This window comes from Streptomyces hygroscopicus subsp. hygroscopicus (assembly GCF_001553455.1).
GTDB lineage: Bacteria > Actinomycetota > Actinomycetes > Streptomycetales > Streptomycetaceae > Streptomyces > Streptomyces hygroscopicus.
The window spans coordinates 1-10,113 of record NZ_BBOX01000404.1; the positions used below are offsets into that span (position 1 = coordinate 1).

At 71.4% G+C, this 10,113-nt stretch carries 7 protein-coding genes; 3 read left to right on the forward strand and 4 right to left on the reverse strand.

What is annotated here, in order from left to right:
* On the reverse strand, positions 1-2,224 hold a 2,224-nt coding region (locus tag AXW62_RS33400; RefSeq protein ID WP_159061017.1), incomplete at its 3' end, for a type I polyketide synthase.
* Between the two features lie 41 nt (positions 2,225-2,265).
* On the reverse strand, positions 2,266-2,829 hold the full coding sequence (locus AXW62_RS33405; RefSeq protein WP_252368829.1) for a hypothetical protein: 564 nt from the start codon (positions 2,827-2,829) through the stop codon (positions 2,266-2,268).
* A gap of 353 nt (positions 2,830-3,182) precedes the next feature.
* On the opposite strand from AXW62_RS33405, the gene AXW62_RS33410 reads away from it, so the two are divergent.
* A complete protein-coding gene (locus AXW62_RS33410; RefSeq protein ID WP_060947767.1) occupies positions 3,183-4,580 on the forward strand; it encodes a M28 family metallopeptidase in 1,398 nt (465 codons plus the stop codon).
* 163 nt (positions 4,581-4,743) lie between these two features.
* On the opposite strand, the gene AXW62_RS33415 is transcribed toward AXW62_RS33410, so the two are convergent.
* A complete protein-coding gene (locus tag AXW62_RS33415) occupies positions 4,744-6,747 on the reverse strand; it encodes a M6 family metalloprotease domain-containing protein (RefSeq protein ID WP_252368830.1) in 2,004 nt (667 codons plus the stop codon).
* 589 nt (positions 6,748-7,336) lie between these two features.
* On the opposite strand from AXW62_RS33415, the gene AXW62_RS33420 reads away from it, so the two are divergent.
* Positions 7,337-8,971, forward strand: coding sequence for an AMP-binding protein (locus AXW62_RS33420; protein ID WP_107406374.1), 1,635 nt, complete (start codon positions 7,337-7,339; stop codon positions 8,969-8,971).
* A 305-nt stretch (positions 8,972-9,276) separates the two neighbouring features.
* On the opposite strand, the gene AXW62_RS33425 is transcribed toward AXW62_RS33420, so the two are convergent.
* Positions 9,277-9,645, reverse strand: a complete 369-nt coding sequence (locus AXW62_RS33425; protein WP_030833719.1) for an arsenate reductase family protein — start codon at positions 9,643-9,645, stop codon at positions 9,277-9,279.
* 122 nt (positions 9,646-9,767) lie between these two features.
* Here AXW62_RS33425 and AXW62_RS33430 point away from each other — a divergent pair, with 122 nt between their 5' ends.
* Positions 9,768-10,091, forward strand: a complete 324-nt coding sequence (locus AXW62_RS33430; RefSeq protein WP_060947770.1) for a hypothetical protein — start codon at positions 9,768-9,770, stop codon at positions 10,089-10,091.
* Positions 10,092-10,113 lie beyond the last annotated feature (22 nt).

Consider the following 10,113-nt stretch of genomic DNA (forward strand, 5'->3'; position numbering starts at 1 on the left):
GGTCGTGGGCGAGTTCGTCGGGGGTGGCGGCGATGGTGGCCATGGTGCCGCCGGTGGGGAGGTGGCCCATGAGGGTGGCGCGGGCGGCCACCAGGCGGCAGGCGTCGGGGAGGTCGAAGACTCCGGCGATATGGGCCGCGGCGATTTCTCCGATGGAGTGTCCGATGACGGCGTCGGGGAGGACTCCTGTGGAGTGGAGTAGGCGTGCGAGGGCGATGTGGAGGGCGAACAGTGCGGTCTGGGCGTAGGTGGTGTGGTTCAGCAATGCTGCGTGTTCGGGGTCGGTGCTGAAGGCCACCTCCTTGAGGGGGTGTTGGAGGTGGGGGTCGAGGAGGGTGCAGACTTCGTCGAAGGCTTCGGTGAAGACGGGGAAGCGGTGGTAGAGTCCGGCGCCCATGCCGGGGCGTTGGCTGCCTTGTCCGCTGAAGAGGAAGACGGTCTGCCCGCTGGTGTCGGTTGTGCCGGTGGCCTGTGCGGGGTGTACCAGGGCCGGATGTGGTTCCCCGGCGGCCAGTGCCTCCAGCCCGGCCACCAGCTCGCGGCGGTCCTGGCCGATCACCACCGCTCGGTGGTCGAACAGGGTCCTGGACCGCAACAGCGACCAGCCCACTTCGGCCGGTGTCACCGCCGGGTCAGCGGTCACGCGGTCGGCCAGGGCCCGCGCCTGGCCCCGCAGGGCCTCCGTACCGCGCGCCGAGACCACCCACGGCACCGGCCCGTCCACCGGTTCCCCCTCGACGGCCCCCACGACCGCCACCGGTTCCTCGGCGGTCGTGCCATCCGCCACGGCCGCCACCGGCTCGGCCTCGCCGTCCCTGGCCGCCGCCGCGACTTCCTCGGGGGCCTGCTCCAGGATCAGATGGGCGTTCGTCCCCGAGATGCCGAACGAGGAGACCCCCGCCCGGCGTGGCCGCTCGTCCCGCGGCCACTCCCGTGCCTCGGTCAGCAGGTGGACATCGCCCGCGCTCCAGTCGACATGGGGGGTCGGTGCGTCGATGTGCAGCGAGGCGGGCAGCACCCCGTGGCGCATCGCCATCACCATCTTGATCACACCGGCCGCGCCCGCCGCCATCTGGGCGTGCCCGATGTTGGACTTGATGGAGCCCAGCCACAGCGGACGCCCCTCCGGCCGCTCCTGTCCGTAGGTGGCCAGCAGCGCCTGGGCCTCGATCGGATCGCCGAGCGTGGTCCCGGTGCCATGCGCCTCGACCGCGTCCACGTCCGACGGCGTCAGCCGGGCGTTGGCCAGCGCCTGTCGGATCACCCGCTGCTGCGCGGGCCCGTTCGGCGCCGTGAGACCGTTGCTGGCGCCGTCCTGGTTGACCGCCGAGCCCCGGATCACCGCCAGCACCCGGTGGCCGCTCTGCCGCGCGTCCGACAGCCGCTCCAGCAGCAGGACGCCGACGCCTTCGGCCAGGGTCATACCGTCGCTGTTCGCCGAGAACGCCTTGGACCTGCCGTCGGGGGCGAGCCCCCGCAGCTCGCTGAAGCCGATGAACGGCGCGGTCGAGGACATCACGGCGACGCCTCCGGCCAGCGCCGTGTCGCATTCGCCCTGCCGGATCGCCTGGCAGGCCAGATGCATGGCGACCAAGGACGAGGAGCACGCGGTGTCCACCGTCACCGCGGCCCCCTCCAGACCGAGGGTGTACGCCACCCGCCCCGACACCACACTGGCGGAGTTGCCGATGGTGAAGTAGCCGGCCGAACCCTCCGGGACCTGGGAGGCGTCGGAGCAGTAGTCGAGGTGATCGCAGCCGATGAAGGTTCCGGTCCGGCTGCCGCGCAGCGACTCCGGGTCGATACCGGCGTGTTCGATGGCCTCCCAGGACGCTTCGAGGGCCAGCCGCTGCTGCGGCGCCATTCCGAGGGCCTCGCGGGGGCTGATGCCGAAGAACGCGGCGTCGAACCCCGCGGGGTCGTCGATGAAGCCGCCCTCGCGTGCGTAGCTCGTCCCGGGGTGCTCCGGGTCGGGGTGGAAGAGGCGGTCCAGGTCCCAATTGCGGTCGGTGGGGAGTTCCGAGACGGTGTCCCGCTCGGTGGCGACCAGTTCCCACAGCTCTTCGGGGGACCGTACGCCTCCGGGGAAGCGGCAGGACATTCCCACGATCGCGACCGGCTCGTGCCCCGCGGACTCGACGTCCCTGAGACGGCGCTGCGTCTGCCGCAGATCCGCCGTCACCCGCTTCAGATAGTCGAGCAGTTTCTCCTCATTGCCCGCCATGCTCGGCCACCCCCATTTCCCTCGGTCCGGAACGCTGAACGCTATTGGCGGTGGCAGTCGTAACTGCCCTGCAAGGTACTTCCGTCGGGAAAGGTGAAGCTCGTGGCGTTCTTGAAATGGCCTCGGCCGAGTACCTGGTAGTTGTCCAGGAGGTTCAGCTTCACGCCCGATGTCCGCCCCGTGGCATTCGGCGTGATCACCTGGGTGAGGGGGCCCCGGAAGACGAGGTGGCCGTCCTGCCAGCCGGAGGAGGTGTAGCTTCCGGACGAACCCCAGTTGTCGTGGTACTGGTTGATGAATGTCCCGTCGACCGGATTCCAGCCGAAGGTCGAGCGGCCGACGACGTTTCCGGGTTCGAGAGTGGCGTCCGTGTAGAGGTAATGTCCGTCCATCGCCCGCCTCGTGGTCAGCTTCAGCACCGCCGACCTGCCACCCGGCGGTGGGGTGTAGTCGCAGGTGTAGGAGCCGAGCAGGAAGTCGAGAGCGCGGATCTGCGGGGGAGCGGGGAGCGGATCGCCACCACGCGGCGGTCTAGCTCCGGTATCCGGCTCGGCGCTCACCGGCGAGACCGTGAGCGCGACCAGGACCACCGTGGCCGCGCCCACGACACCGGCCGGGACCCGCCGACTCCACCTCCTCGGCCGGGGCGCGTCACGCGGTTCAGGTCGCTCTGACTTCTCGGTACGCACACTCGACTCCCAACCGTCCATCGGGTGCTGACCTGCGGTTGAGCCGCCTGATAAGCGGCCTGCTCGGATACGGCGACCATCATTTGTGCCACCACCAAAGTGGGCCTAACGCCCGGCTTGGCCTCCTCGAGAACACCCGATGATGGGCGGATCGGGCGATGGAGGCTTGAGGGATTGAGCGTGAAACGGAGTGCGCTGCCATCGCGTTAGCCCAGCTTTAGCCCGCCCGTCGACCATGAGGGACGACCCAGGCGACGAGGAGGATGGCGATGAGCGACTGGCCTGCGCTGGAGAAGTACCTCGATCGGGCGCCCACGTCGAAGGAGATGATGGCCTGGATCGAACTGATCGTCAGCCAGGGCATTCGCCGGGCCGGTTATCCGGCCGACAGCTGGACCGAGCAGTGGGCCGCGGAACAGTTCCGGCAGACCGGGCTGGCGGACGTCCGGCTCGAGCCGCTGGCCACGCCGGTCTGGCGGCCCAGGTCCGCCGCCTTCGAGATCTGGCCCGCGGACCGGCCCGGCGAGGTCATCCGCTGTGAGGGACTCGCCCTGCCGTACACCACCCCGACCGAGGGCACCGAGGGCCGGCTGGTGCGGATGGGGGACGGGGAGGTGCGGGGCTCCATCGCGGTCCAGGAGATCGGCTTCACCCGGCTGCCGCAGACGGAGGTGCAGGCCCGTGCCACCGGCTGCTACGACCCCGAGGGCGTGTTCCCCGGCCTCGTCCAGACCGTGCCGTTCGACCTTCCCCATGTGCTGGACTTCGACATCGCCATCAAGGACGGTGCCACGGCCTACGTCGGCCTGCTCACCGGACTGCCCTGGGAGACCAGCGACTTCTACTGGCCCTATGACGCCGAACGGCGCCCCGTCCCCGGTATCTGGCTGAGCGGTGCGGACGGGCGGCGGGTCCGCGCGCTGATGGCGTCGGGGGAGTGCGAGGGCCGGATCGTTTCCGACGCCACCATCACCGAGGAGACCACTCACAACGTGGTGGGCACCCTGCCCGGCGCTTCCGACCACTGGGTGATCATCGGCTCCCACCATGACGGCCCGTGGGCATCGGCCGTGGAGGACGCCTCCGGCGTCGCGCTCGTCCTGGCGCAGGCCGCGTTCTGGGCCGCGGTGCCCCGGGAGCTGCGCCCGCACAACATGCTGTTCGTGCTGACGTCGGGCCATATGGCGGGCGCCGCGGGCACCCAGGCGTTCATCGCGGCGCATCCGGAGCTGTTCCCGCGGGTCGTCCTCGAAATGCATCTGGAACACGCCGCACGCCAGGCGGAGGTGGTCGACGGGGAGGTCGTGCCCACCGACGACCCCGAGGTGCGCTGGTGGTTCACCACTGAGGCGCCCGAGCTGGAACAGCTGGTCGCCGAGTCCCTCGCCGCCGAGGACCTGCGCCGGTCATGGATCCTGTCGCCCACCGCCTTCGCGCCGAACCCGGCCACCGACGGCGCCTACTTCTACTACACGGGCGTGCCGCTGGTGCAGATGATCACCACGCCCATGTACATCTTCGATCCGCGGGACACCCCGGACAAGGTGGACGAGCAGAGCCTGGTGCCGCTCACCAAGGGCGCGGCGCGGATCATCGCCGGAACGGCGGGCTGTGAGCCCGGCACCCTGCGGGTGCCGATCCGGACCACGGCCGACGAGGCGGAGTAGGACCGCCGCACACCGATCGCACGGGTGGCGGCCCGCCGGGCGCCGGCGGGCCGCCACCGTCGCTCTGCCGACGGGCTTCACCTGTCGCTCTACCGGCGGGCTGCCACCACCCCTCTGCCGACGGGCCTCACCTGTCGCTCTGCCACGGGCCTCACCCGTCGCTCTACCGGCGGCCCGACAGCCGGCACAGCGCCTTGGCGGCCTGGTGCGGATCGCTTTCGGAACGGGCGGTGAGGACCACCGTGCCCTGCCGCTCGGCGCCCTTCCGCGCGGCCACGGCCACCTCGACGTCCACCGATCCGCCCGCCCTGGCGGTGGCGAGACGGTTGGGCAGCCAGGCGGACCAGCCCCGGCCGACGGCCTTGGCCGACAGCCGGTAGACATCCGAGTCCACCGAGGCGGCGGGCGTCCCGGCGGGTGCCCCGGTGGCGCGTGCGGTGTTGTCGAGGACGAAGGTGCACACGGCCCGGGAGCGGGAGGCGTCCCCCTCGGGCTCGCCGCGGTGGAGGGCCGGTCCGCGGCGCTGTGGCCCGGCGCCGTCGAGGGACCTCACGGCGATGGTGTACGAGAGCACCCCGGACCTGTCGCGGTCGAGGTCGAGCACGTAGAAGTGCAGCCGGTTGGCCCGGTCGAGGTACTCGTACTGGCTCCCGCTGTCGGCTCCCGCGTGGAAGAGCGCATCGCTGAGCTGCCGGTAGTCGCCCATGGTGATCTTCTGCGCGGTGCCGTCGGGGCGCTCGAAGTCCACCAGGCCGATGTCCTCGGGGTGGGCGTCGACCACCCAGGCGAACGGGGCCCGGTCCTTGTTCTTGGTCTTGGCGAGCAGCACCCCGTGGTCCGGGGTGAAGGAGTCCGTGCCCATGCGGTCGACGACCTCGATGGTGTAGTTGTCGTAGCCGCCGCCGTCGCACAGGGGGTCGGTGGCGCGGTCGCAGGGGGGTGAGAGGTCCTCGCCCAGGGCGATGTTGACTCCGGAGAGCCCCTTCTCGCCCGGCGGCGCCGAGCGGGCGGTGACCCGCGCGACGACGACACCGGAGCTCTTCAGGGCGTCGCGGTCCAGGCGCAGGACGTTCTTCTCGTCGACGATGCGGAGTTTGAGCTTGTCCCGCAGCACGTGCTGGGAGCCCATCGAGCCGCCGGCCGTGGCGGGGATCCGCCAGCGGGTGTGCGGGCCGCCGGGGCCGTTGAAGGAGCCCCGGGAGAGCATGCTCCAGATGCCGGTGTAGGCGCGGCTGAGGGGGGTGCCGTAGGGGTTGTTGTAGTTGTCCCCGATGCCCAGGATGTGACTGAGTTCGTGGGCGTACACGGCCATGCCGGAGCTTTCCGCCTGCACCGACGACCCGTCCGAGGCGTTGGGCCAGACACGGGCGGCGGCCTGCCAGGACGTCCACGGCACATAGCGGGTCCGGGCCGAGTTGTCCCCCGCCGGGCTCGGCGGCCCCCAGACGGCCGGTATGTCCTGGGCGCCCGGGAACTTCATCGGGCCGAACTCCTGCCAGGTGGACGACTCGTCCTGTCCGGCCGTCAGGTAGAAGACGAAGTCGAACGCGCCTGCCTCGTCGGCGCCGACATCGGCCACCCAGGCCGCCTTGCCGTCGGCCCGGATGTCCTTGTCGCAGGTGTCCCCGGCCGGGCAGGCGCCCGGGTTCATCGAGTCCTCGACGCCGTACTGGTAGGACTTGCCCGGCATGCGGTACACACCGAAGGCGGTCAGCTCGACACCGATGCGGCCGCCGGAGTCCTCCATCCAGTACTCGTTGATGGTGTGACCGTGGTTGAGCGGCCCCGGCTCGTTGAGGAAGTCCTGGTAGAAGCGGGGGAGGCGGTCGCGGGGTATGCCGGAGGCGCTGGGCTGCGGATTGCCGAACACGGTGGACCCGGCCGGCCGGCTGACCGTGAACTCCTCGTCGGGATAGTCCAGGAGCACCAGCGCGCCCTTGAAGGTGCGCTGGGTGGGTTCGACGGTGGGGTCCGCCCAGTGTGTTCCGGGCACCGCACGGTAGTCGGCCCAGGTCATGTCGTCGGGGTTGCGCCACTTCTGCGGGTCGATCGGCCGCACCAGCGGCGGCCGGGCGGGACCGGACGCCGGTGTGCCGTCGGGGGTGGCCCGCGCGGGTCCCGCGGCGATGGCCGCCGCGGCGGCGAGGAGCGTGGCGACGACGGTCAACCGGCAACGGACGCGTCTTCGGCGGAGGAACAAGGCTCACCTCGTGTCGGACGTCGTGGAGCTCAGACATTGACAAGCCGTGCGTGCGGTATGGCTACCGCTGCCCCAAGGTAAGGCGGGGCAGGGGGTGGCGCCAGAGTGCCGCCGGGACGGCTGGTGCCGTCACGGCGGACGCCCATGGCCGCGCTGGGAAGCATGGGGCGTGGCCGGAAGGTACGAGCGCAGGATGAGACCGTGCGCCGGATGGTGGCGGCGAGCGGTGTACACCGTCGTGCCGGAGAACGCGGCCCCGGGTCCATCGAGACACCCATGACGGTCGCGTTACCCGTGCGCTGACGAGCCCGCCGACCTCCGTCCCGGCCTGCAGATATCGTCCCGGTCTCGGTACCGACGGACGGCTGACGGGCCGATGTGGAAGCGCGATAGCGTGTACAGGCCAACGGGAGGCCGCCACCGTCCTGGGACTTCGGTTCGGCACACCCGGGAACAGCCCGTCCCGGAAGGCGAGGTGCGTCCGCGCTCTCCCATGCCGGGCCCCGGCCCCCCTCCCGTCCGGCGCGACTCGTGGATACCAGCACTAGGAGCCCTCTTGACCAGCCCGGAACAGCGCATGGCTGACCTGCTCAAGACCTTCGGCGAGCCTGCGGCGAACACCGCGTACCTGCTGTGCGACAGCCACCCGGAGGACGCCGTCGCGTTCACGGTGGTGGGCAAGGACATGACCGGTCACGACATGACGTACGGGGAGCTTCGTGACCGCTCGTCACGTATGGCCGCAGCCCTGGCCGCCCTGGGCGTCGGCGTGGGCGACCGGGTCGCCACCTTGATGGGCAAATCCGCCGAACTGCTCGTCGCGAGCCTCGCGATCTGGCGGCTCGGGGCCGTCCAGGTGCCGCTGTTCACCGCGTTCGCCCCGCCGGCCATCGCGATGAGGGTCACGGGCAACGACACCAAGATCGTGATCACGGACGCCGGTCAGCGCCCCAAACTGGACCCGGAGTCGGGCTTCCCCGGCGAGCGCCCCTGGCGGATCGTCACCGCCGGGCCCGCCACCGGGGACGATCTGTCCTTCGCGGAACTGGTCGAGGGGCACGCCCCGCTGGCGGAGCCGGTGGCCGTGGGCGGTGACGGGCTCATCGCGGAACTGTTCACCTCCGGTACCTCCGGCACCCCCAAGGCCGTCCCGATCCCGCTGCGGGCCGTCGCGAGCTTCACGATGTACCAGGAGTTCGGCCTGGACCACCGGCCCACCGATGTCTTCTGGAACGCCGCCGACCCGGGCTGGGCGTACGGCCTCTACTTCGCGATCATCGGGCCGCTCGCCCTCGGCCGGCGCGCCCTGCTGCTGAACGACCTGTTCTCCGCCGAGTCCACCTGGGAGGTGCTCTCCCGCTTCGGTGTCACCAACTTCACCGCCGGGCCCACCGTCTACCGCAAGCTGCGCGGCTCCGGCATCCCCGCCCCCGGCGATCTGCGCCTGCGCTGCTGCTCCGCGGCGGGCGAACCGCTCCCCCCGGACGTCGTCGACTGGGCGCAGGAGACGCTCGGTGTCCCGGTGCGCGACCACTACGGCTCGACCGAATGCGGCATGGTGGTCGCCCACGCCTGGCACCCGGCCCTGCGTGACGAGCTCAAGCGCGGCTCCATGGGCCGTCCGCTGCCCGGCTGGCAGGTGAAGGTGCTGCGCGAGGACACCAACTCCGCCCTGGCCGCGACGGACGCCCCCGGCCGGGTCGTGGTGGACATCGCCGAGAGCCCGCTGATGTGGTTCACGGGCTACCGCGACGCCCCCGAACAGACCGCCGAGAAGTTCAGCCCCGACGGGCGCTGGTTCTACACCGGCGACACCGCCTCCCGGGACGCGGAGGGCGACCTGTTCTTCTCCGGACGCGGCGACGACGTCATCCTGATGGCGGGTTACCGCATCGGCCCCTTCGAGGTCGAGACCGTGCTGCTGGAGCACGACGCGGTGGTGGAGGCCGCCGTGGTCGGCGTACCGCACGAGGAGTACGGCGAGGTCGTGGAGGCGTTCGTGGTGCCGCGCCCCGGAGCCGAGGCGGGCGAGGCGCTCGCCGCCGAGCTGCAACAACTGGTCAGGGAGCAGTACGCCAAGCACGCGTATCCGCGCCGCGTCCACTTCGTGGACGAGCTGCCGAAGACCTCCAGCGGCAAGACACAGCGGTTCCTGCTGCGCCCGCAACCGACCTCCCCGCGGCGCCGCTGATCCGGCCTCCGCACCGGGCGGCTACCGTATCGGGGCGGCCTCCGCTCTGGGGTGGCTCCCTATCGGGGTGCCGCCGTACCGGGGTGGCCGCCGTACCGGGGTGGCCTCCGTGGCGGGCACGCCCCGGCCCCGGACCGTAAACGGGGGGACCGGGCACGCCCCGGCCCCCGTGTCGTGCACGGGACACCGCGTACGCCCCGGCCCGGGCCGCACGCCGGACACCGCGTACGCCCCGGCCCCCGTGCCGGACACGGGGCGCCGGGGTACGCATGACCCCGGGGGACCGGACCCCTCGGGGCCCGGGGTCATTGCCGCGACCGGGACAGCGCCTCCCGCACCGCCTCCTCCGTGCGCCCCACCACCGCCGAACCGTCGTCCGCCGTGATGATGGGGCGCTGGATGAGCTTGGGGTGCTCGGCGAGCGCCGCGATCCAGCGGTCCCGTGCGCTCTCCTCACGTGGCCAGTCCTTCAGCCCGAGCTCCTGCGCGGCGGCCTCCTGGGTCCGGGTGATGTCCCAGGGCTCCAGCCCGAGCCGGCCGAGCACCGCGCGGATCTCGTCCTGGCTCGGTACGTCCTCGAGGTAGCGGCGGACGGTGTAACCGGCGCCCTCCGCGTCGAGCAGGGTCAGTGCGCCACGGCACTTCGAGCATGCCGGATTGATCCAGATCTCCATGCCGCACACGGTACCGCGCAAGTGCCTTGGAACGCGGGCTGACCAGGGGCCTTTGTCAGTGCCCGGCCGTAGAATGGAGGCAGTTGAAGGGAAGGTTTCCCGACCAACTCAGGAGGCTGCCGATGGCCGTTGCCGCACCCCCTCTTCAGGACCTGCCGAGCTTCCCGACCTTGCCGAAGAAGCGGATGCCCGCGGGGCGCCCGCGCGAGTGGTACGAGTCCCACAACCGCCGTCTGAAGGCCATGCGCCTGGCCATCGCGCTGCTCAACTCCGGTGTCTACCGCCCCGAGCAGGCGCCCAACCGCAAGATACGCTCCACCGCCGCCCGGATCGGGGTGCATCCGCCCTCCGCCACCACCTGCCGGATGGTGCGTTCCCTCCTGCACACCGACGACCACACCAACCACACCGGCACCGACCACACCGACGAGCCCGCCCGCCGCTGATGCCACCGGCCCGCCCCCCCCC